The 23,274-nt window shown below is 58.5% G+C and carries 19 protein-coding genes and 1 tRNA gene; 17 read left to right on the top strand and 3 right to left on the bottom strand.

Annotated elements, in window-relative coordinates; translation table 11 throughout:
- Positions 1–49 precede the first annotated feature (49 nt).
- The 10 genes from DMP05_RS01925 (at position 50) to hisE (ending at position 9,113) form a co-directional block, all read left to right on the top strand.
- Positions 50–973, top strand: coding sequence for a flagellar basal body-associated FliL family protein (locus tag DMP05_RS01925; RefSeq protein ID WP_123218920.1), 924 nt, complete (start codon positions 50–52; stop codon positions 971–973).
- A 137-nt stretch (positions 974–1,110) separates the two neighbouring features.
- Positions 1,111–2,727 carry an ATP phosphoribosyltransferase gene (gene hisG, locus DMP05_RS01920; protein WP_183907159.1) on the top strand — a complete coding sequence of 539 codons (1,617 nt, stop codon included), beginning with the start codon at positions 1,111–1,113 and terminating at the stop codon, positions 2,725–2,727.
- Between the two features lie 5 nt (positions 2,728–2,732).
- Entirely contained in the window at positions 2,733–4,109 is a 1,377-nt protein-coding gene (hisD, locus tag DMP05_RS01915) for a histidinol dehydrogenase (protein ID WP_123218918.1), read from the top strand.
- 3 nt (positions 4,110–4,112) lie between these two features.
- On the top strand, positions 4,113–5,231 hold the full coding sequence (gene hisC / locus DMP05_RS01910; protein ID WP_123218917.1) for a histidinol-phosphate transaminase: 1,119 nt from the start codon (positions 4,113–4,115) through the stop codon (positions 5,229–5,231).
- Positions 5,232–5,379: 148 nt separating this feature from the next.
- Positions 5,380–5,967 carry an imidazoleglycerol-phosphate dehydratase HisB gene (hisB, locus tag DMP05_RS01905; RefSeq protein ID WP_123218916.1) on the top strand — a complete coding sequence of 196 codons (588 nt, stop codon included), beginning with the start codon at positions 5,380–5,382 and terminating at the stop codon, positions 5,965–5,967.
- Positions 5,967–6,707 (top strand): imidazole glycerol phosphate synthase subunit HisH, encoded by a 741-nt coding sequence (locus tag DMP05_RS01900; protein ID WP_123218915.1) that lies wholly within the window; start codon positions 5,967–5,969, stop codon positions 6,705–6,707. Before hisB ends, DMP05_RS01900 begins: the two co-directional genes overlap by 1 nt.
- Entirely contained in the window at positions 6,704–7,453 is a 750-nt protein-coding gene (locus tag DMP05_RS01895) for a 1-(5-phosphoribosyl)-5-[(5-phosphoribosylamino)methylideneamino]imidazole-4-carboxamide isomerase (RefSeq protein WP_123218914.1), read from the top strand. The genes DMP05_RS01900 and DMP05_RS01895 overlap by 4 nt, the downstream gene beginning before the upstream one ends.
- Positions 7,447–8,229 (top strand): imidazole glycerol phosphate synthase subunit HisF, encoded by a 783-nt coding sequence (hisF, locus tag DMP05_RS01890; protein WP_123218913.1) that lies wholly within the window; start codon positions 7,447–7,449, stop codon positions 8,227–8,229. Before DMP05_RS01895 ends, hisF begins: the two co-directional genes overlap by 7 nt.
- A gap of 225 nt (positions 8,230–8,454) precedes the next feature.
- A complete protein-coding gene (gene hisI, locus DMP05_RS01885; RefSeq protein ID WP_123218912.1) occupies positions 8,455–8,793 on the top strand; it encodes a phosphoribosyl-AMP cyclohydrolase in 339 nt (112 codons plus the stop codon).
- Positions 8,794–8,795: 2 nt separating this feature from the next.
- Positions 8,796–9,113 (top strand): phosphoribosyl-ATP diphosphatase, encoded by a 318-nt coding sequence (hisE, locus tag DMP05_RS01880; protein WP_123218911.1) that lies wholly within the window; start codon positions 8,796–8,798, stop codon positions 9,111–9,113.
- Positions 9,114–9,135: 22 nt separating this feature from the next.
- Here the strand turns inward: hisE and DMP05_RS01875 are convergent, their stop codons facing one another.
- Positions 9,136–10,053, bottom strand: coding sequence for a PHP domain-containing protein (locus DMP05_RS01875; protein ID WP_123218910.1), 918 nt, complete (start codon positions 10,051–10,053; stop codon positions 9,136–9,138).
- 203 nt (positions 10,054–10,256) lie between these two features.
- Between DMP05_RS01875 and infC the strand changes: the two genes are divergently transcribed.
- The 3 genes from infC to rplT are packed head-to-tail and all read left to right on the top strand — an operon-like array spanning position 10,257 to position 11,430.
- A complete protein-coding gene (gene infC, locus DMP05_RS01870) occupies positions 10,257–10,835 on the top strand; it encodes a translation initiation factor IF-3 (RefSeq protein WP_114616198.1) in 579 nt (192 codons plus the stop codon).
- An 18-nt stretch (positions 10,836–10,853) separates the two neighbouring features.
- Positions 10,854–11,051 (top strand): 50S ribosomal protein L35, encoded by a 198-nt coding sequence (rpmI, locus tag DMP05_RS01865; protein ID WP_114616199.1) that lies wholly within the window; start codon positions 10,854–10,856, stop codon positions 11,049–11,051.
- A 22-nt stretch (positions 11,052–11,073) separates the two neighbouring features.
- Complete coding sequence (rplT, locus tag DMP05_RS01860) at positions 11,074–11,430, top strand: 50S ribosomal protein L20 (RefSeq protein WP_114616200.1); 357 nt, start codon at positions 11,074–11,076, stop codon at positions 11,428–11,430.
- 76 nt (positions 11,431–11,506) lie between these two features.
- Here the strand turns inward: rplT and DMP05_RS01855 are convergent, their stop codons facing one another.
- Both DMP05_RS01855 and DMP05_RS01850 read right to left on the bottom strand, forming a co-directional pair.
- Complete coding sequence (locus tag DMP05_RS01855; protein ID WP_123218909.1) at positions 11,507–14,776, bottom strand: MSCRAMM family protein; 3,270 nt, start codon at positions 14,774–14,776, stop codon at positions 11,507–11,509.
- A 705-nt stretch (positions 14,777–15,481) separates the two neighbouring features.
- Positions 15,482–17,920, bottom strand: coding sequence for a U32 family peptidase (locus tag DMP05_RS01850; protein ID WP_123218908.1), 2,439 nt, complete (start codon positions 17,918–17,920; stop codon positions 15,482–15,484).
- Between the two features lie 179 nt (positions 17,921–18,099).
- On the opposite strand from DMP05_RS01850, the gene DMP05_RS01845 reads away from it, so the two are divergent.
- From DMP05_RS01845 to tyrS, 4 genes are all read left to right on the top strand, one after another.
- On the top strand, positions 18,100–20,220 hold the full coding sequence (locus tag DMP05_RS01845; protein WP_244595002.1) for a transglycosylase domain-containing protein: 2,121 nt from the start codon (positions 18,100–18,102) through the stop codon (positions 20,218–20,220).
- Positions 20,221–20,403: 183 nt separating this feature from the next.
- Positions 20,404–21,285 (top strand): P-loop NTPase, encoded by an 882-nt coding sequence (locus DMP05_RS01840; protein WP_123218906.1) that lies wholly within the window; start codon positions 20,404–20,406, stop codon positions 21,283–21,285.
- 86 nt (positions 21,286–21,371) lie between these two features.
- Positions 21,372–21,447 (top strand) — tRNA-Ala (locus tag DMP05_RS01835).
- Positions 21,448–21,510: 63 nt separating this feature from the next.
- Entirely contained in the window at positions 21,511–22,728 is a 1,218-nt protein-coding gene (tyrS, locus tag DMP05_RS01830; protein ID WP_123218905.1) for a tyrosine--tRNA ligase, read from the top strand.
- Positions 22,729–23,274 lie beyond the last annotated feature (546 nt).

Genomic DNA, 23,274 nt, shown 5'->3' with positions numbered 1-23,274 from the left:
ACGTGGGCTCGCTTAAGGCGGGCTCACGTGCGTATTGAAAGGAATACGAATGGCCAAGCATGGGAAGCACGCTCGCGTTCAGGAAGCTGACGCGGAGCTCGTTGATGGCGCATCCGTTCAGGCTGCGCCCGAATATGATGCTTTGGAGAACAACGCGCCTGAAGCCACGAAGGGCATTTCCGCCCATCAAAAGAAATCGAAGCGCATGCGCACAGTGCTCATCGTCGTGAGCGCGGTGCTCGTGGTGCTTATCGCGGCATTGGGGTATTTCGCATTCATGCTGTACCAGGAAGCAAGCGATGTCGCGAGCCAGGCTTCAAGCTCGACTGCCGCCACGCTGAAAGACACCGCCGAGGCGACCGATGCGAAAAAGCAGGGCAGCCGCCTTACCGCTCCGAATTTGGTTGCGTTGCTCGGATCAACGGAAGATGAGGCCATCTCGAAGGTTGGTCGCGGTGCCACCGTGGCGAGCTCTTCCGACATAACCGAGGAAAAAGGCGAAGGCGATTCGAAGACCACCGAAGTCGTGGGCAAAACGGTGACGCTTGCGCTTACCGAGCAGCAGGCCGACTCGAAGGGCAATACGCCTTCGGTGTATCTCACGCTCGATAAAGATGGAAAAATCACTCAGGCGGGCTATTCCGCCGCGATGTCGACGTTGGGGTATGGCGATGTGAGCTTTTCCGACGCGGTGACCGAAAAGCACGTTGTTGAGACCCTGCTCGGCGATGCCGGCTTGACGGTTGAAGATGGCTCGGTTGAGCTTCCTTCCGCCGACGAATACCGCACCTACGCGAACGACGGAAAGACTATTGCCCAAGAGCAATACACCTTCTCGGGCGAGGCGCCCGCCGCGCTTGACGGGGCCCAGCACGCGTGGCAGTGCCGTTTGAATTACGACTATTCCGCGGCGAACGTGTCGAACAATTTGTCCGATACGCTCAGACTCTTCTATGTATATGTGAACGCCTAGAAACTGGATTTTATAGAAACCCGCCAAATGGCGGGTTTTCTTTTATGAAGAGCAGGGTAACGATGCGATACTCGAGCACTCTACTGTGATAAAGTGTCTAACACGTTACCACATATGAAAGGGGAAGGTGACACGCAGTGAGGCCTATTACCGCCCGAGGATTCCGAGACATCATGCCCGATGAGGCCATCGAGCGTGAACGCATAACCCGCATCGTGAGTGACGGGTTTGCGTCCCGCGGGTACCTGCCGGTCGAAACGCCCTTGCTCGAAGAGCAATCTTCGCTGGCGATGGCCGGCGGGTCTGCTGTCACGCCCTTCCAGCTTTTCGATGGCGATGGTCGCCTGCTCGTGGTGAGAAGCGACCTCACCATGCCCATCGCACGCCTCGTTGCAACTCGTCTGGCGCATACGGAAGCGCCCATTCGCTTGCGCTATGCCGCACCCGTCGTGCGTGAACAGGCTCAATGCATGGCGCGCTCCCGCCAGTTTACGCAGCTTGGCATCGAGCTCATTGGCGCAAGCGGTGTCGAGGCCGATTTCGAAGTGGTGTCCATGGCGGCCGAAGCGCTCAACGCCGTGGGCGTTTCCAAGTGGCGCATTGTATGCGGAAGCGTTCGTCCCATGAACGAGCTCCTCGCGGCGGCGGGCATCGCTGGTTCCAAGCGCGAAGAGCTTCTCTCATGCGTGCATGCGTCCGATTTCGTCGATTTGGATGCGGCGCTTTCAGACGTGGACGCGCTCGAGAATCTTGTGAACGCAATAGCGACCTTGCCGCGCATCAGCGGCGGAGTTGAGGCGCTCGATGCGGCTTCCGCTGCGCTTGCGGCGGCAGGCATCGCCGATGGGGGCGTGTCGGAGCTGCGCGCGTTGTTCGAGTCGGCGCAAAAAGCGGGCTTTGCCGACAACCTTGCGGTTGATTTTTCGGTCATGAACTCGTTCGGCTATTACACGGGCCTCGTGTTTTCCGTATATGCCGATGGCGTATCGACCCCTCTTGGATCGGGTGGGCGCTATGACGAAGCGTTTTCGCGGTTGGGCGAGCGCGATTTGCCCTCGGCCGGCTTCGCTTTATCGCTCGAGGAAATCGAGGAAGCCGTCGCGAACAACGCTGAAGCGCGCCCGCTGCGCATCGCGGTGCCGAAGGGGTCGCTGTTCGCCGACACGGTTGAGGCGCTTGCGGCGGCGGGGCTCGACACCGAACCGCTGCACGATGTGGGGCGACACCTTATTGTGCACGGCCAGGGCGTCGACTATGTCATCGTGAGGCCCACCGACGCCCCTGCCTTCGTTGCCTCTGGCGGAGCCGATTGCGGCATTTGCGGTCGCGATTCGCTTGTTGAGGCGGGCCTCGATTTGGTGCAGCTCATCGATCTTGGCTATGGCGCGTGCCGATTCGTGGTTGCCGAGCCTGCGAGCGCGAAGGGCGCGGCCGATGCCGCTTATGCGCGCCGCGGTTCCATTCGCGTGTCGACGAAGTATCCGCGCATCACCCAGGCGTATTACGATCGAATTGGCGTGCAAGCCGATATCGTTACGCTTCATGGCAACATTGAGCTTGGTCCTATGGTTGGCCTGTCCGACCGCATCGTCGACATTACCGCGACGGGCACCACGCTTCGAGAAAACGACCTGGTCATAGTCGATGAGGTGCTGAAATGCTCCGCGCGTTTCTTTGCAAGTCCCGCGAGCATTCGCTGTGATGAAAGAGTTCGCGACCTGGCAGCTAAGCTGGCCGCTTCGAGAAAGGCATAGATACCATGAAAACCATTACGCTTAACCCAGGTGAGCGCCTCGCGGCTGGTCAGCTTCCGCGCCAGGGGGTTTTGCCTGCGGCCATCATGCAGTCGGCCCAGGCTATCGTCGACGATGTGCGTGAGCGCGGCGATGTCGCTCTGCGCGAGTATTGCAAGAAGTTCGATGGCGTCGACGTTGACGATTTCCGCGTCGATCCCAAACTTATGGACGAAGCTATCCAGGCGGTCGACCCTGCGTTCATCGAGGCTTTGAAGAAGGCCGCTGCGCAGATTCGTGAATTCCACGAGCGCGAGGTCGAGCAGTCGTGGTTCACGTCTCGCGCCGATGGCACCATTTTGGGCGTGAAGGTTACTCCCGTTTCCGCCGCGGGCGTGTATGTTCCGGGCGGCCGCGCCCAGTACCCCTCGACGGTGCTCATGGACTGCATTCCGGCGAAGGTCGCTGGCGTAAAGCGCGTGGTTATGGTTACCCCGCCGCAAAAAGAAGGCGGCATTTCGCCGTACACGCTCGCTGCCGCGAAAGTTGCGGGCGTCGATGAGATATATGCTGTGGGTGGCGCCCAGGCCATTGCCGCTCTTGCCTATGGCACCGATTCTATTCCTAAGACCGCGAAAATCGTTGGCCCTGGCAATGCGTTTGTCGCCGCGGCGAAGAAAATCGTCTCGGGCGATGCAGGCATCGACATGGTGGCGGGCCCGTCGGAAGTGTGCGTTCTCGCCGATGCGACGGCCGATGCGACCGTGGTTGCTGCCGATCTTATGGCACAGGCCGAACACGATCCTTTGGCCACATGCTACCTGGTGACCTGCGACGCTGCGTTCGCGGAAAAGGTGCAGGGCCGTTTCGCCGAGCTTTTGGCCGCAAGTCCGCGCGCCGAAATCACGAGCGCATCGCTTGCCGACCAGGGCGTGGTCGTAGTGGCGGCCGACCTTGAGGCGGCAATCGACGCCGTGAACGTTATTGCTCCCGAGCACCTCGAGCTGCACTGCGACAACGCCATGGGCCTGCTCGGCAAAATCGAGAACGCCGGCGCTATCTTTGTGGGTCCGTGGAGCTCCGAACCCTTGGGCGATTACGTTGCCGGCCCCAATCACACGCTTCCCACGGGCGGCACGGCCGCATTCTCGAACCCTCTTTCTGTGCAAGATTTCATTACGCGTTCGTCGGTTATTTGCTATACGCCAGAAGGCCTTATGAACGATGCCCCCGCCACGCAGACCATGGCGCAGGCGGAAGGCTTGTGGGCTCACGCGCTCTCGGCTGGTCTTCGCCGCAAAATGGTCGAAGAGGGCCTCGAGGGCTTCGATGGCGTCGATTTGGGCGACATCAACCGCATTGCATGGCCGGTTGATTTGGTTGCTCCCAAAAAGGCGGAGTAGCTTATGGCTCAACTCTCCGACCGCGTTCGGGCGCTCATGCAGCCGCATTTGGCGAGTATCGAGCCCTACGACCCGAATTTCACGCCGTGCCGCGTGAACCTTTCGGCGAATGAGAACACGTATCCCATGCCTGCTGCGGCGCGCGCGTCCATCGACGCCGCGCTCGCGGCCACGCCGCTTAATCGTTACCCCGATCCCATGTCGAATGAGCTTCGTGCGGAAATCGCTGCGTGGCACGGTGTCAATCCATCATGGGTGTGCGTGGGCAACGGCGGCGATGAGCTGCTTTACAACTTCCTGCTCGCTTTTGGCGGAGCGGGCCGCACGCTGCTCAACTGTCCGCCATGCTTTTCGGAATACGCGTTTTTCGCATCGCTTGCGCAAACCAAGGTGCTCGATGTGTGGCGTGATGCGGAAACGTTCGAGCTCGACCGGGCGGCGGTGCTTGAAGCGGCTCCGAAATGCGATATCGCAATCGTGACCTCGCCGAACAATCCCACAGGCGATTTGGCTTCAGTTGAATTCGTGCGCGAGATGTGCGCCGCGTGTCCTGGTCTTGTGATGGTCGACGAGGCCTATGGCGAGTTCGCCGATGCCGCTTCCTCGTGCGAGCAGCTGCTTTCGGAATGCGACAACCTCGTGGTGCTGCATACGCTTTCCAAGGCGTTCGGCATGGCAGGCACGCGCGTTGGGTATGTGATTGCCGCGCCCGATGTAATAGATGCTTTCGCCGCGATTCGCCAAATCTATTCGGTGAACGTGCTTTCGCAGGCTGCGGCTTTGGCCGCGGTTCGTGCGCGCGATCAGTTCGCACCCGTGGTGGACGCGATTCGCAGCGAGCGTGCGCGCGTGATCGAGAGTCTGCATGGCATTGCCGCTTGCGGGCTTCCTCTCGAGGTTTGGGAAAGCGAGGCCAACTTCGTGCTCGTGCGCGTGCCGAACGCCACGCGCGTTCGTGAACGCATGCGCGACGAGAAATCGATTCTCGTGCGCGATTTCAGCTATGCGCCCGGCTTGGCCGATTGCCTGCGCATTACGGTTGGCACGCCCGAAGAAAACGACGAAGTGTTGGCGGCGTTGGCCGCGTTGCTGAAAGAAGAAATTGATTCGTGCCACGAATAGGCATGCTGGCTTGGGCCCTGCATGCCCCCGCATGCCGAAAACTCCATCGGCGAACGCCGAAAAGACGTTGGCCGCAGCGGTGTTTTGGCTCGTACGAATCGTTTAGCTGGTATAGAGTGCTCTCTAACCGCTTCGAAAGGAGTTGTCCATGGCTCGAATTGCTGAGGTTTCGCGCAAAACGGGCGAAACCGACATCGCAGTAAAGCTCGACCTTGACGGTTCGGGCGTTTGCGACATTTCTACGGGCGTGCCGTTTTTCGATCATATGCTCAACGCCTTCGGCCGCCACGGTTTGTTCGATTTGACGGTGCATGCGCAAGGCGACGTCGAGGTCGATGCCCATCATACGGTTGAAGATGTGGGCATTGTGCTGGGCGAGGCGTTCGCGCAGGCTCTTGGCGATAAGGCGGGCATCACGCGTTTTGCCGACGCAACCATTCCCATGGACGAAACGCTCGTCATGGCTGCGGTTGATATTTCGGGTCGTGGCCAGGCATATTGTGAATTGCCTATCTCCTCGCCGCGCGTAGGCGATTTCGACACCGAGCTTGCGGTGGAATTCTTCTATGCGTTTGCGCGCGATGCGAAAGTCACGCTGCATGTGCGTGAGCTCGCGGGTGCCAACGCGCACCACATCATCGAGGCGGCATTCAAGGCATGCGGCCGCGCTCTGCGCCGCGCGTGCGAATTCGACGGCCGCGTTCAGGGCGTGCCGTCAACGAAGGGCTCGCTGTAATGGCGCCGAGCATTGTGGTGGTCGACTACCATAAGGGCAATTTATCGAGCGTAGTGCGTGGGCTTTCCCGCGCAGGCGCCCGTGCGCAGGCGAGCGATTCGCCAGAAGACATTCGCGCGGCCGATGCCGTGGTGCTGCCGGGTGTGGGCTCGTTCTACGACGCTATTGCGTTCATGCGGGAATCGGGCGAAGCCCAAGCGGTGCTTGACGCCATTGGCGAGGGAACGCCGTTTTTGGGCATTTGCCTGGGGCTGCAGCTGCTTTTCGAGCGCGGCGATGAGGGCGTGCCCGAAGATACGCCCGCGGCTTTAGCGGAAGATGCCATGGGGTCGAACCTTGCTCCCGCCGAGGTTTTCGAGGCGTCATCCAAGCGTTGGGCGCGTGGCTTGGGCGTGCTTTCCGGCTCGTGTTCGCGTTTGGAATCGACGCGCCTCAAAGTGCCTCATGTAGGTTGGGACCAGGTGCATCTGACCGATAACGGTCGCGCATGCGAACTTTTACGCGACTTTCCCGAAGGCGCGAACATGTACTTCACGCATTCCTACGCGGTCGACGCCGACGCATGTGCCGCCGACATTGCAGCGCATACGCATTACACGCGCAGCTTCCCGTGCGTGGTGGCGCGCGGCAATGTGTTCGGCTGCCAATTCCATCCGGAAAAATCGTCGTCCCGTGGGCTCGACATCCTAAAGAACTTCGTCGCCATAGCGGCTGCTGAGCAGAAAGGAGGCCGCGCATGATCGTGTTCCCTGCCATTGATTTGGTTGCCGGCAAAGTCGTGCGACTCGAGCGCGGCGACCGTTCGCGCATGAAGGTCTATTCAGAAAATCCGGCCGCGGTTGCTCGCGATTTTGTCGAACAAGGCGCTACGTGGCTGCATGTGGTCGATCTTTCGGCGGCTTTTGAGGAAGATGGGGCCGCCCGCGAAGCGAATTCGAAAGCAATCGCCGCCTTATGCCAGGTCGAGGGAATTTCAATCGACGTGGGCGGCGGCGTGCGTTCGCTCGAAAGAATCGACGAGCTGGCGCGTTTGGGCGCCAAGCGCATCGCCATGGGCACCGTGCTCGTGCGCGACGAGTTGTTTGCCCAGGCAGCGGCGGCCCAGTTTGGGGAGCTGCTCGTGGCCGATGTGGCCGCCAAGGCCGGCCAGGTGAAGGTGAATGGGTGGCGCGAAGGCGTGGGCGCTTCTGCCGATGAAGTGGTCGGGCGCTTGTCGAGCCAGGGATTCAAACACCTCGTTTTCACCGATATCGCGCGCGATGGCATGCAGACGGGCATCGATGTCGAGGCATATCGCCACATTGCCCAGGTTGCTGGTTTTCCCGTGGTTGCGTCGGGCGGCATTTCTTCCGTGGCCGATATCGCGGCGCTCGCGGAGGCGGGCGACGGCGTCATCGAGGGCTGCATCACCGGACGCGCGCTTTACGAGGGCGCATTCGCTCTGAGCGAAGCGCTTGCGGCCGCGAAAGGCGGTACGCCATGCTGACGAAGCGCGTGATTCCCTGCCTCGATGTGAAGGACGGTCGCGTGGTGAAGGGCGTGAACTTCGTATCGTTGCGCGATGCGGGCGACCCGGTGGAGCTTGCCGCTGCGTATGACCGCGCGGGCGCTGACGAGGTCGTGTTCCTCGATATCACGGCCACAAGCGATGGGCGCGCGACCACGATTGATATGGCAAGCCACGCCTCGGAAGAGCTTTCAATTCCCTATGCGGTGGGCGGTGGCTTCCGCGACCTTGCTGGCATGCGTGCCATGGTTGCGGCGGGCGCCGACAAGGTGTCGCTCAATTCGGCGGCTGTGCGCGACCCGTCGCTTATTACCGCGGCGGCTTCAGCATTTGGCAGCCAAGCTGTGGTGTGCGCCATCGATGCGAAACGCGTGGGCAAGCCCGGCGCTCCCGGCGCTGACAAGTGGGAAGTGTTTACGGCTGGCGGCCGAAATGCCACGGGGCTCGACGCGGTTGAATGGGCGGCGCAGGCTGCTCAACGTGGAGCGGGTGAGATTCTACTCACGAGCATGGATCGCGACGGTACCAAGGCCGGCTTCGATGTAGCGCTCACTCGCGCAGTTGCCCGGGCGGTAAGCATTCCCGTTATTGCGAGCGGCGGCGTTGGCGAGCTTGAACATTTCGCAGAAGGCGTCATCGATGGCGAGGCCGATGCGGTGCTTGCCGCAAGCGTATTCCATTTTGGCCAATTTAGCATTCGCCAGGTGAAGGAATACATGGCCAGCCAGGGCATTCCCGTGCGGCTCGACTTTTAGAAGCGCCATTCGCTGGGTGTCGAAGCTCGGCTCCCGGCGTAGTTGCGATGCGTTTGGGCCTGCACGTGGCTCTCTCGCCGCCAGCGCCGTATGCGCCTCAAGAGCGGGAGTGCGGGAGCGGCGGCGATGGCATTCTGATGAGCGCCGATTTGGAGTCGCGCATTCGGCCAAGCGGTGCTTGATAGTCGCTGTCGCCGTCTCTTGCGTGGCAGGAAAGGTTTTGAAATGGAATTGAAGTTCGATGATCGAGGGCTCATTCCCGCCGTCGTGCAGCAATACGACACGGGCGAAGTACTCATGGTGGCATGGATGAATGCCGAATCACTGTGTTTGACCCAAGAGACGAAAACAACGTGGTTTTGGAGCCGCAGCCGTCAAGAGCTCTGGAACAAAGGAGCTACGAGCGGAAACATGCAGCGTGTGATTTCCATCGACGCCGATTGCGACGCCGATACGTTGCTTGTGAAGGTCGACTCGCCAGGTCCCGCGTGCCACACGGGTGCGCGCAGCTGCTTTTTCAATCGAATCTACGATGCGCCGGAAGGCGCGCCAAAGGAGGAATAGCCATGGGTGTTCGTACTGCAAACGTACAACCGGGCAACATCGGAGAGACCATCGAGGGCCTGGCTTCAACCATTCACGCCCGTCGCGATGCCAGTGCCGATGAGAGCTATACGGCTCGTCTTCTTACCGACGTCGAAGACGAGCTGCTCAAAAAGATTGCCGAAGAGGCGAGTGAAGTCATCATGGCGTGCAAAGACAACGACCATGACCATATTCGCTATGAGGCGGGCGATTTGGTGTATCACCTGCTTGTAACGCTTGAGCGCTATGGTGTGAGCATCGATGAGCTTGCTGGAGAGCTCAACGCACGCATGAAATAGACTACGCGGCGTGAGGGCGCATCTAAAGGTTCCAGCTTTCCCATGAACCGTCGGCTCGAGGTACGTCGAAGGTTCGATACCCCGCAGCAAAAGCATGCTTTTGGGCTTCGAGAATGCCGAAGCATATGTCACTCGCGATATGCGCATCGGAGCCAATTGTGATGGACACGCCGGCCTTGAAGAAGCGCTCGAGCAGGCCCGTGGCGGGGTAGTAGTCGGGCAGCCCTTTGCGAAGCGACGCGGTAGACAGCTCGATGCGGCGATTCGTGTCGTGCGCGCACGCGGCCATTTTGTCCCAAAGGCTTTCGACGTTCGTGGGTGCCGACCATCCATCTTGTGAAAAGCGCATAGGCAGATCGGGGTGGGCCATCGAATCGAAGGCGAGAGGGCTTTCGCACGCGGCACACCACGCATCGACGTACGCACGCCACACGCCGTTCGCGCCGAGTTCTTCCCAAATGTGCATGTCTTCCGAATAATCGATCCAGCCCGCGGCGAGGCCGGGCTCATCGGCGGGATCAATGCGCTCGCAGCCGCGTTCGCCTGAGGCGATCGAAGTGTCGCCCGCGTCTCCAATCCAATGCACGCTGCCAAGCTTGACCCGGGCGTTTTGCGCCCACTGTGCGACGTTGCGCTCGCATCCCGGGTACCAGTCGCATTCGAATCCAAAAATGAAATCCATGTCGGGCGCGATTTGCGCCGCAAGCTCGCGTGCGGCATCGAACGCCGCTTGGTGGGCGGGCAAATCGTGCGCTGGCACCTGGCATTCGCATCGTGGATCCATGCTGGCCGGCAGCGTGAGGTGGTCGGTAGAAACGAGCACACGGCATCCCTTAGCTGCGGCAGCGCGCACATTTTCCTCGAATGACGATTCGCCGTCGGAGAAATTTGTATGGGTATGGCAGTCAATAATGGATGCGTGCACGCTTTTCCTCCACATCTAAGAATTTCTTCTTGCCAACCGAAAGGGAATGTTGCTATTATATTCGAGCTGTTTCAAGCGGAGGCAAAAACCTCCCACCTGTTTCGGCGCAAGCTGATGGGTCTCAAGAATATACTTCTTCATGAACTTCTTGAACCCTGTGCGTGCGCGCAGGGTTTTTTGTTACAGTGCAAACCCGCAACCCGCGGGAGATGTAGGAGGTGAGCGCAATAGCAGCTCAAGAGCCCAGGCTCAATGAAGAAATCCGCACTCGCGAGTGCCGTCTGATTGGCTATGACGGTTCTCAGATGGGTATCTTCAACACCCGCGAGGCCATGCGCATCGCAGAAGAGGCCGGTTTGGACCTTGTCGAAATCGCGCCGAACGCTGAACCCCCCGTGTGCCGCATCATGGACTACGGAAAGTTCAAGTACGACCAGGCGATCAAGGCCAAGCAGGCTCGCAAGAAGCAGACCAAGGTCGAGATCAAGGAAATGAAGTTCCGTCCCAAGATCGACGTGGGTGACTACACCACGAAGAAGAAGCACGTGCTTCGTTTCTTGGCAGGCGGCGCTAAGGTCAAGATCACGATCATGTTCCGTGGCCGCGAGATGGCTCACCCCGAGCAGGGCCTCTCGATTCTCGAACGTTTGGCAGACGACTTGAAAGACGTTGCCGTTATCGAGAATGCCCCCAAAATGGAGGGCCGCAACATGCATATGCTCATCGCTCCGCTTCCGGCAGCGGTGAAAAAAGCAGCCGATAAAGACGCCAAAAACAACGGCGAATCCAACGAGTAAGCAGAAAGGACTTCGATTATGCCTAAGATGAAGACCCATAAGGGCACCGCAAAGCGCTTCCGCGTCACCGGTACCGGCAAGATCGTCCGCGCTAAGGCTTTCAAGAGCCACATCAAGAGCAAGAAGAGCCCCAAGCGTATCCGCAATTTTCGCAAAGAGACTGTTGTCGCTGAGTCCGACAAGCGTGTTGTCGCTCGCAACCTCGGCCTCCGCTAATTGATTTAGGAAGTGATTATCAATGCCACGTGTTAAGCGTTCTGTTTCCGCTAAGAAGAAGCGTCGCGTTGTCCTCGCTCGTGCGAAGGGCTACTACGGAGCCAAGTCTCGCCATTATAAGAAGGCGAAGGAGCAGGTCCGTCACTCGCTGCAGTACCAGTACCGCGATCGTCGCAACAAGAAGCGCGAGGTTCGTCGTCTCTGGATTACCCGCATCAACGCTGCTGCTCGTATCAACGGTGTGTCCTACTCCGTGTTCATGAATGGCCTCCACAAGGCTGGCGTCGAGCTCGACCGCAAGGTGCTCTCCGACATGGCCATCAACGACCCCGAGGCTTTTGCCGCGCTGGTCGAGGTCTCTAAGGCTGCTCTGAAATAATTCGTTCTTGCTGAACGCCAAAAGCCCCCGCAGCGCGGGGGCTTTTTTGTGCTTGGAGAGATTAACGCTGCATCTGTCAGGGGCGCTCTTCGGCCTTGCGCGCGGCTTCCATTTCGCATCGACGCTTGCTGTATGCGGCCATTGCCGCCGCGCTTCCCGCGAAAGCAAGCCCTGCCGCTCCTGTGATAAGGCTTGTTGCGAAATCGAGCGTTTTCGGCAGGGGCTTTATTCGCTTGTTTTTTAGAATCGCGATTTCGATTTCGGGCGTATCGCGAATCTCGATCCGCAGCTCTTGGTTTTCGGTTTTATACCCTTCAGGGGCGCATGCTTCAGTGAGGACATACGTTTCCCCAACGCGCAGGTGGCTGAATTCCACTGGCGTTTTTCCTTGGGCGGCCCATCCTTCGGCTTCAAGTCCTTCATTGCAAGGCTCAATGGGGTTGCCTTGGGAATCTTCAAGACGGAATTTTCCGCCCTCAATTCTCGCTTGCGAAGCCGCCTGCTCGGTGCTGCCGTCATCGGCATGCGCTTTGCTGGCTTGTTCGTAGCGCTCAGCATCGACCTTGAAAAATGCCAAGCGTGTGAAATCATTCTCGATGGTCTCTTTCCACAGGGCGTCGCCTTCGTTTTCGCTTTCGCATCCCGCATCGCGCGCTTCAATCCAGGCGTTCTCGCTTTCGTACCAGCATCCGTCGTTTGCAAGGAAGCGCGTTTCGCTCCAATCGCTTGTCACGTAGCCCAAGTCGAAGCGTGGAAGCGTTTCGCGGAGCGTATAGGCGCGGCCTTTTGGCAGGTGCGTAACTTTGGCGAGGCCTTCTTCGTCGGTTACGAGTTTGTATTTGCCAGACGTATCGGCGGCCTCATCGTCGGCGTTTGCTTCACCGGGTGCTTCGTCTGTGCTTTCTTCTGCGTTCCTCAATGCTTCACCGAGCTGCTTGCTTTCTTTTGTCTCATCCGCATCAATCGTGGTCTCGCTGTTTCCCACAGTTCCGTCATTCTGAATGATTACGGTCGGGGATGCCTCGTCCTTTTCTTGCCCTCCTTCTTGACACCCTTCGCTCTTCCCCGCGCTCAAAATGAATTCGACCCCGGCAATGGGTGCGCCTGTTTGCGCATCGACCTTCGTGATTTCGATGCCCGTTGGCTCTTCCTCGATCGTGATGCCCGTGCATACGACTTCGTCGGTGTCGTTTTCCCATGTCAGCGTTACGTGGTGGTGCTTCGTTTCGGTTCTATACCCTTCGGGCGAGAGGGTTTCGACTACGATGTATTCCGCGGTGCCTGATCCGAGCGGCAAGGGGGCAATCGTCCATGCTCCTGCCTCATTGCTCGTTGCGCTTCCGGCGAAGTCGCCCCTGTGTAACGCGAGTGTCCCATCGGGGAATACGATGTCGGTTGCGGCTCGCGCCTCATAGGTTGCCCCCGAGACGTCTTCTCCAGTCAGGATATCAATCTTGCGTCCTTCGATGGCTCCGTATGCTTTTTCGTTTGGCAGGGTTATTTCAATGACGTCGTCTTCCTCCCAGCGGTGATTTTGTGCAACCTCGAAGTACACGGGCTCTTTTCGCGTGAGGTAGGGCGCGATGGTTGAAACTTCCCGAATGGCATAGCTGCCCCAGGCGAGCCTTTCGGGGAATTGCACCATGCCCGACTCGGGAATCGTGAATCGGGAAATGCGTTCAGTGCTTGGCGTATGCACGTCGAATGACACGGGTTGGTATTCGCCGTTTGCATCTTGCCTGAGCAGCTCGACGACAGTTCCCGGCGAAAGCACGGTTTTGCCCGTCTCAGCATCGGTCTTCTTTACTCGTACGGGCGAGTAGATGCGATGGTCTTCAATCGTCATGAAGGCAATGTGCGCGTCGGCATGCACTTCGATATCGATGATTGGGTCGACGAGCCTGAGCGCTTCGTCAGGGCAATGCGTCTCAACAATGGTGTATGTCCCGTAGGGTAGGGCACAGCTCGGTGCCGATTGTTCGCCATGGGCTTCTGGCTCCCAGTTTTCAAGTAAATCCTTCGAAGTAAAGCGTCCGTCGCTTTTCGTTGTGACGGTTCCCATGAGCGAACCGAAAAGCGTCGACCCATCGTTTGAGGCGACGGCCTTTCCTTGTGCGTCAAGAATAGGAACAACGCTGTAGCCCTTGTCTGCAAGGCCTCCGTCGTCTTGCAGCCATATTTCGAATTCCGCTCCCGCAAGAGGCGATTTGAGCGATTCGTCGCTTTCGCCCTCATGCTCGAAGAATTTCGCGCCTTCGATGTCCCCGCGAAACACGCGGTCGTATGCGGTTAGGACTACAGTTGCGCAGGCCTCATCGCTCTCGGGCGCTAAATCAACGGCCGCCCACCCGTCGGCATCCGCGTGCGGAAGTGGCGCGACGGCATAGCCTTTCGGCGCCGAAATCTCACGAATGCGAACAGCTCCTCGTGCGATTTCGGGGAATTCCGCTATCCATGCGCCGCCAGCTTCGCTTTCATGCCATGCGCTTTCTGCGGTATAGGAATTTCCCTGCGAATCGACGAGCTCGAAGAGCGCTCCCGAAAGCGTCGCATGCCCTTGGGCGCGCTCGCCAGTTTCAGCGTCTCGCTTCTCGATGGCGACGCGCACGGTTTTCGGCGTATCGTCAAGCGTTTGCGTGCCCGTCGCCTGGCCTACCTCCATATACCGCGGTTCATCCCAGGCACAAAATCCCAAGGGGGCGCGGTCTTCTCGAATCCACACGCCCTGGCCCGGAGCAAGTTCGATCTCGGCGTAGCCTTGCGCATTCGTAGAGAATTCGGTAATCAGTCCGCTGCATACGCCGTTTTCGCAATGTTGGAACACGCTGAATTGTGCCCCCTCAAGCGAATAAAACGGAGTGCCTTCATCGCCCGTCGCGACCGAGATTTCCGCAGAGCGCTTTTGAAGCGTAAGCGTGATGAGGTTCGTGAGCGGTACATGGAGCCAATAGACGTTGCCCCATTTTGCGGTGATTTGGGAAATCATGTTGCCGGGGCACGCTCCTGCAACCACGCCGTCTGCATGGCTTGACGAATGCCATGCCAGGTCGTGGTTCGGCGCGTCGCCCCAGAAGAACAGAATGTGGCAATCGGCGCCAGGCGTTCCCCAATCGAGCGGATCGGCGATGATGATGTCGCCTTTACGCAGCTTGCCGCTGGCGAGCATGCTTTCTTTGCTTTCGTATCGTGTGCGCAATTCTGAGTGGTCGTTGAGGTAGGAAATCCAACGCGACAGGTTTGATTTGTTGCCTCTGTTGTATCCCGATGAGCCGACGTAAGACCCTATGGGTTCGCAGTTGGCGCCGCACGCTTCAAGCACTGCGACGATGAATCCCGCGCAGTTCATGTAAGCCTGTCCATTTGATTTCGGCTTGCCGTTGGGGTGCCAGCAATCCCAGGTGGAAATGTCGCCTCCAGCGCCGTCGGGCCCGGTGTTGCCATAGGGGGTTCCTAAATAATACGAATCGTATTCGTGTGCTTTCAGTTCATCGAGTGCGCATCTCGTGGCGCCTAAAATGCCCTCGATTGTGTTATGTGGACTTCGGGTTTCTGCTGCCCAGGCCTGGCGGGAAAGCGGGTGTTGGCTAGCGCGGTCTAACGGTGCGTTTTCGAAGACTACGGGGCCCAATGCGGCATATGATGCCGCCGTGGCAGCAAGGGCGAAAAATGATCGGCGCGAAAAGGACGCGTGGGGGGTATTGGGCGGACAAAGGGACGTAGGCATGGTCGCCTCCTAATCGATTGCTGCGGTCTGCGTCGTTGCGGGCGCACGCCCATGCTAGCGGTGAAACCTTGTCCGGTCCTTGTCCGCTTCCTGCGCTTTTCCTCGCGTTTTAGCGTCGAATTGCCGCTTGTTGTGGCTGAATTCCAGGCGATTTCCTCGCATAGATACTGCGGTAATCGTTCGAAATCCCCTTGTTTTTGCTGAAGCGTTCGTGCATATCGCCCATTCTGGTAGGCGGACAATAAAAAAGCCCGCGTTTCCGTTTCGAGGAAACGCGGGCGGCATTTGAGGCGAACTGCGAGGTTGCGGCGCTTCGCATGGGAGCGTTTATTGCACGCCTCTGAACAAGTGTCCCGTCGTGCAACCTTCCGCCTTTGCGACGTTCGTGCCGCGCTTGGCGGCTTCGATGGCTCGTACGACTCGGGAGGTCGCCTTGCCAGCTTCGTTCGCGCTCATGAGCGTCGTGTCGACCATGAAGGCCGAAACGCCCGCGTCGATAAGCTCGTCAACCACGTGTGCGGCGTCGAAACGCACGGCGTTGTAGAGGTGGCTGCGGCCAAAGCAATCGGTTACCACGGGGAAACGATAGCCCTTGCGGTCAAGCAGCGTGTGTGCGTGCGCGCGTCGCTCGCACTGCGAACACTTCTGGTTGCATGCGCCCTGGCTCATGAGCAGGCAGTGCTCGCAGGTCATGAGCTCCTGGTTGCCACAAACCACAATGCCCAGTTCGACGGGCGAATCTTTGCCGAGCTCGGCGATTTGCTTCAAGGAAAGCTCCGGGGAAAGCCATACGCGGCGAGCTCCCAGGGTAGCTGCGACGGAAAGCGAGGCGGCATTCGTGATGGGCAGGTGCGGCCCCACTTCAACAAGCGAGCCCATGTTCGCGCCGCGCACAAGCTGGCCGAGGTTTTCGACGAATAGCGGTTTTTCGGGTTTCGCCCACTTCCACAAGTCGACGTCTTCTTCGCTGTTCATGGGTAGCTTGTCCACCACGGGCAGGGCGATTGCGCAGCGGCCGGGGTATCCCGCCTGCTCCTCGTCGACGATGCGGCCCTCGCAGCATGCTTCGCCGCGACGATAGTTCAGGGCGGCGACGAATACCACATCGGCACCGGCCTTTTTGGCGGCACGGGCGCATGCGGGGTTCGTGGCGAACGCTACGACGCACGCGTCATCGGCGGTCGGCTTCGACATGGCGCGGCCGTGCTCGGGTTTCTCGGTTTTTTCGATAATGCGATCGCGCCACGGATCGAGCATGGCTTCGGCGAGCATCTTCAGCGCCTGCGTGCGTGCTTTGTGCAGAGCCGAAAAGCCCATGCCCACGCCTTCGTCGACGTCGACATCAAGGTCCGTAAGGAAAAACGGCGTATTGCCCAAGCGGTCAACGTGCTCGCGCACTTCTTCGGGAGTAATGGCCTTCGTGCGGGCCGCCTCTACCGTTGCGCCCTCGAAAGAGGCTTGCACGCCAGCGCATTCCGCCACGAAGCGCAAAGGCTCACCGATATGGGCCACGACGTGCATGCGCGCGGGAAGGCGAGGTTCCAAATCGTCATCGTGGAATGCCATGGAGGCATCGCGAACGCGGAACACGCGGTCGCCTTTGCCCACGCGGCCGTCGATTTCGAAGTAATACATGTCGCCCTTGCGCTCAAACGCCTCAAGCGTCGAGGCGAAATGTCCCTTGTTGGTCCAAAATTCCAACACGTCGCCTTCATGCAGCTCGGTTTGGGACTCCACGGCAACCTCGCGGCCTTTCGCCTTCGTAACGCGTCCAGCGAAAACGCCACGGTTGTTCGGGCGGCCGTAGCCCATGATGTCGTTCCCGCGGCGGCGGGAAAGGTAGGCTTCGGTGAATCCGCGGCTGAAGGCTTCGGAAAGCGCGCGATGCTCTTCCTCGGTCGCGCCCGCTTCTTCAAGAGACGTGCCTTCGTCGATGGCGCATGCCAAGCGATCAATTGCCGCGCGATAGGCGGCGACCACAGCGAATACGTATTCGGGCGATTTCATGCGGCCTTCGATTTTCAGGCTGTCGACGCCCGTTTCCGCGAGCTTGGGAAGCATGTCGATGGTGCAAAGGTCTTTCGGGGACAGCAGGCGATCGCCCGGCGCCGAAAGTTCTGCGTCGGAGTCCTCGTCGCAAAGGGTGTAGGGAAGGCGGCATGCCTGCGCGCAGGTGCCTCGGTTCGCAGAGCGCCCGCCAATCATGGAGCTCATAAGGCATTGTCCCGAATAGCAAATGCACAGGGCGCCGTGCGCGAAGCACTCAGTTTCCATATTCAGGCTATGCGCTTCTTCGGTGACTTCGGCGAGCTCAGCGCAGCTCAGCTCGCGCGCCAGCGTTACGCGTTCGGCGCCGAATTCCGCCGCCGCTCGTACGCCGTCAATGTTATGCGTGTTCATCTGCGTAGAGATATGCAGGCGCGCATCGGGCAGCGCGCGCCTCACTTCGGCGGCGAGCCCGATATCTTGCACGATGAGGGCGTCCACGCCGCGTCGCCATGCTTGGCGGGCAAGCTCGAGCGCCGCCGATATTTCGTCAGGCATAATCGCGATGTTGAGCGTGAGGTACACGCGAACCCCGCGCAGGTGGGCGAAATCACACGCGCGCGCCAGGTCGTCAAGGGTGAAGTTATCTGCGCTGCGACGGGCATTGAACGCATCGCAACCCAAGTACACCGCATCGGCTCCGGCTGCCACCGCGGCATGCAAACACGTCATAGAGCCTGCGGGGGCGAGAAGTTCCATATGCCTGTATGGGTTCATCATGTAAAAAGTCCAATCGTCTTCGTGTAAAACTTTGCGAATAGTATCGCTTTCAGGTATCGTTGCACAGTATGAAACCACGGAGAAAACAGCGCGAAAAACGCGCACACGCAGGCCTTTGGGCCATCATCATTGTTCTGGCCGGCATCGGGCTGGTTGGCTACGGCTGCTATCAGGGGGTTATGTCCTTGATAGATGACTGGTGCGCCGATTTGCCCAGTGTGCAGAATACGACTGCTTTCGACTTGCCGGAACAGTCTACCATCTATGCCAACGACGGCACTACCGTGCTGGCCGAGTTGTACATGGAGAAACGCGAGCCCGTCACAATCGATCAGGTGAGCCCTTATGTGCTCAAGGGAACGGTTGCGACGGAAGATGAGCGCTTCTACGATCACGGCGGCGTTGACTTGCAGGGCATTGTCCGCGCGGTAGTCGTGAATCTCTCCGGTGGTCAAGAGGGCGCTTCCACCATCACGCAGCAGTATGTGCGCAACACCATCTTGTCTTCCGAGATGAATGAGATTTCCATCAAGCGTAAAGTTCGCGAGATGACGCTCGCCGAAGAGATGGAGCAGATTTATTCCAAAGACCAGATTTTGATGATGTATTTGAACACCATCAACTATGGCGATAACTGCTACGGCATCCAGGCTGCGGCGAAGCATTATTACTCGGTGAATGCGAGCGACCTCACTATTGCTCAGGCCGCGACGCTCATCGGCATTCCGAATTCGCCCACAATGTACAACCCGGTCGTCAACCCCGACAATGCGCTCGATCGTCGCAACGTGGTGCTTTCGCGCATGCTCACCAATGGCGTTATCACCCAAGAGGAATATGACGCGGCGAAGGCCGAAGACTTGAACCTCAACGTTCAAGAGGAAACCGGCACGAACGGTGTGTACCTCTATAAGTACTTCACCAGCTATGTGCGCGATCAAATTCTTGAGACTTACGATCACGAGCAGGTCTTCCAGGGCGGTTTGCAAATTGTGACCACCATCGATCCCGAAATGCAGGGCTACGCCGAAGCCGCCGTGCAGAAGCAGTACGATTCCGGGCGCCTTGCGGCGAGCAACCAGGAATTCGCACTCACGCTTGTCGATCCTAATACGGGCTTCATTAAGGCCATGATCGGCGGCAAAGATTACGATGCCGATCAGTACAACATCGCCACGAGTAACTCGGGCACCCAAACGGGCTCGACGTTCAAAGCGTTTACGATTACCGATGCCATTGAAAAGGGCATCAACCCGCAAACGACGTATATGAATTGCAATGGCCCAGTTGAAGTCAATGGTTCGAAAATCTACAACTATGGCAAGCAGAATTACGGCAGCCTTTCGATCGCGAACATGACCGCCGTTTCGTCGAACACCGGTTTCATACGCCTTATTACCGACACGTCGAGCGGCGTTACGCCCGAATCGGTGAAATCGGTGGCCGAGCGTCTAGGCCTCGACGGCGACAACCTCGGCACTGCTCCAACGATTACCCTCGGTGTCTACAACGCCAATACCACCCAAATGGCAGGCGCCTATGGCACGTTTGCCACAGGTGGCGTGCATCGCGACCCTACGGGTATCATGAAGGTGACCGATAGGTCTGGCAACGTGCTCGTCGACAACACCGCTGGTGTTGAGGGCAAGCAGGTCATCACCGACTCCGTGGCATATGCGGTAACCCAGGTGCTTGAGGGCGTTATCTATAACGCTTCGTACGGCACCGCGAATGCTGCGGCTTTGCCTTCGGGCCAAATTGCTGCCGGCAAAACGGGCACGACCGACGATTGGCACGATTTGTGGTTCGTTGGTTACACGCCGCAACTCTCTTGCGCCGTATGGACGGGCTCGCGCGACAACAGCGTTCAGCTTGAAACGAACACGTGGTGCCAAGAGATATGGCGCGATCTCATAAGCGCCTGCCTGCAGGGCCAGCCGAACGAAGACTTCAAGTCGGCTTCTGCTCCGAACTATAACTCCGCGTATAAGGGCGGCGGTAAGTCAGAGGACGAGGACGAGGAGAAGGAGAAGAAGGAAGAGGAAGCGACCGAGGGGACTACCGAGGAAACCCCCGAAGAAACTCCGGGTGGAACCGCGGGAGGCATCGCTGGTGAAACGCCGGGAGGCTCCACGGGTGGCACCACGGGAGGCACCACGGGCGAAACGCCGGGAGGCGCCACGGGTGAAACGCCAGGAGGCACCACGGGAGGCGGCACTACTGCTCCCGACCCAGGGTCGTCTTCAACACCCGGGTCTGGAACGGCGGGTGGTTCGAGTGGAACCGATACCGCTGGGTAGCGTGACCAAATAAACCTAAATAGCATCAATTGCATCCGTAACGCCAGCCGACCATGGCTGGCGTTATTCTATTTCGGGAATAAAGTGCTATTATCGCAACGAAGCTACATGCCGGCATTCCGTTTCAGCGGGGTTCAAGGGGGTTGGACGATGCCGGTGGCAACCTGAAGAAAGAAGGAAGAAATGGCCGACGATACTACGAACCAAACTCCCGATACATGCTCGCATAATTGCGGCTCATGTTCTGCATCGTGCGGAGAGCGCACGGCGCCTTCGAAGCTTGCCCCCAATTCTGTGTCGAGCTTTAAAAAGGTTATCGGTGTTGTGAGCGGCAAAGGCGGCGTGGGCAAAACATCGGTTACGTGCTTGCTTGCTTCCGAGCTTATGCGCGCAGGCAAGAAGGTCGGCATCATGGACGCCGACGTTACGGGTCCGTCTATCCCGAAGGCCTTTGGTGCGAAGGGCCCGCTTTGCGCCGATCAAAACGGCATGAATCCTGGCATTGGTGCCGAAGGCGTGGAAATCATTTCCACCAATTTACTGCTTCCCCAAGACGACATGCCGGTTGCGTGGCGCGGCCCCGTGGTTACGGGCATTTTGACCCAATTCTTCAATCAGGTTAACTGGGGCGATCTCGATTATTTGCTTATTGACATGCCTCCGGGCACGAGCGACACGCTGCTTACGGTATTCCAGCAGATGCCCCTCGACGGTATCGTCACCGTTTCTGCTCCGCAGGAACTTGTCGGCATGATTGTCGGCAAAGCGGTGAATCTTGCTCAGGAGATGGGCGTGAGCGTGCTCGGCCTTGTCGAGAACATGGCCTACTTTGAGTGCGACGAGTGCCACAAGCGTCATTTTATTTTCGGCGAGCCTCAGGGCGAAGAAGTAGCGAAGAAGTACAACATTCCCGCGTACGCCACGCTGCCCATGGATTCTGCCGTCGCGGCGCTTGTCGATGCCGGCAATATTCCTGCCTATGATGTTAAGGGCGCTCTTAAGCCGATCATCGATGCTCTTGAAGCGTTGCCTGAGCATGTCGAAGGCGATGCAGCTGCGGAGTAGGTCGCTTTTTCTTAAAATTGTCGCTTGACCTGTATTAAGGGACGCGTATAATACATGAACGCGCCTTGAATAGACGAAGCGCACACGGGGCCTTAGCTCAGCTGGGAGAGCGCATGGCTGGCAGCCATGAGGTCAGGGGTTCGATCCCCCTAGGCTCCACCAGAATTCACAAGAGGCGAGCACGAGAGTGTTCGCCTTTTTTAGTATCCACGATAGTCGAAGGGGATGAGTTCGATAACTCCCGAAGAACAGCTCCACATCATTCAGTCCGGTACCGACACTATCGTTCCGCAGGACTTGTTGCTCGAAAAACTCAAGCGTGGCACGGCTTTGAATATCAAACTTGGCGTTGACCCTACGGCGCCCGATATTCATCTTGGCCATGCCGTTCCGTTGCGCAAGCTCCGTCAATTCCAAGATTTGGGCCATCATGTCACGCTCATCATTGGCGACGGTACCGCCCTTATCGGCGATCCCTCGGGCCGCAACTCCACTCGTCCGCAGCTTACGCGCGAGCAAATTGCGGTGAATGCGCAAACCTACGTTGACCAGGCGTTTAAGATTCTTGATCCAGAGAAAACCACGCTTCGCTATAACTCTGAGTGGATTCTCGATTTGAAGATGGAAGACCTGCTCAAGCTTATCAGCAACTTTACGGTTGCTCGTATTCTTGAGCGCGACGACTTCCATAAGCGTTACACGGGCGGTTTGCCCATCGCGCTGCACGAGTTCCTGTATCCCGTTATGCAGGCATACGACTCGGTCGTTATTAAGGCCGATGTCGAAATTGGTGGCTCCGATCAGCTGTTCAACTTGCTTGCCGGCCGTGAGCTCATGGAAAAGATGGGCATGGAGCCGCAGGTTGCCCTCACTCTTCCGCTCCTCGAGGGCACCGATGGCGTGCGCAAGATGTCGAAGAGCTACGGCAACTATATTGGTCTGACCGATGAGCCCAACGATATGTTCGGCAAGGTTATGAACATCCCTGACGAACTTATGGTGAAGTACTATCGTCTTGCTTCGACCGAGAGCGTTGCGAAGATCGACGAGATTGAGGCGGGCCTTGCCGCCGACGAGCTTCATCCCAACAAAGTGAAGCGCGCATTGGCTCGCAATATTGTTGCTGCCTACTACGACGAAGCTGCCGCCGAGGCCGCCGAGGCCGATTTCGACTTGAAGTTTAAAGCCCATGGCTTCCCGGCCGACGCTCCTGTTTTCGATGCCGATCTCACGCCGGGCGAAGACGGCATGGTTTACTTCGCGAAGGTCATCGTTGACGCGGGCGCCGCACAAAGCGTTTCGGCCGCACGTCGTCTTATCGACGAAGGCGCGGTTCGCGTAAACGGCGAGGCGCTTGCCGCGAAATCGTATAATCTCGCGCCTGAATCCTTGAAGGGCGCTGAGGTTCAGGTTGGCAAGAAGAAGTTCTTCAAGTTTGCATAAGATTGCCTCCATATATAACGATTCAAGAAGAGGGCTGCATCGGCAGCTCTCTTCTTTTTGGTTTTAAGAACGAGGCCAGGGGCGCTTCGGCATACATGTGTAGGATCGGACGCAGTGGAAATGCTCGAGTATTCGAATAGGCGGTTGCACCTTAGCTTCTTCAATATCGAAATGATGGAAGCCCTCCGACATAGAGAATCGACCAGGGACGGTCGCCGAGGGGATTGCCCGCGCGGAAGGCGGGCGGGCCCGGAGGCGGCCGTTCTTCTTTCGGGAGGCTACCCCTCCTTCGTGAGAAGTTTGACGAAGGCGAATAAGGAAGCTCCAACGATAGGGGGGAAGAGCCGCTTGCGTATCGAAGGCGGAAGGGCTCCTGGTCTGAAGGTGAGCCCAATCCTTCAACTTATATATAGGTAGTTGAATACATGCAGCTGAGTCGAATGCCCCGGAAGGCCGAGGCGCGCAAGCGCCGGGCCTCCGGGGCGGTTGCGTCTATGGACCGGGGCGAAGCGCCAGTTCGGAACTCCCCTCCCGCCCCGCATCCCC

This window comes from Slackia isoflavoniconvertens, from assembly GCF_003725955.1.
Lineage (GTDB): Bacteria > Actinomycetota > Coriobacteriia > Coriobacteriales > Eggerthellaceae > Slackia > Slackia isoflavoniconvertens.
Note: the sequence above shows the minus strand (reverse complement) of the source record. Positions and strands in the feature narration are given on the sequence as shown.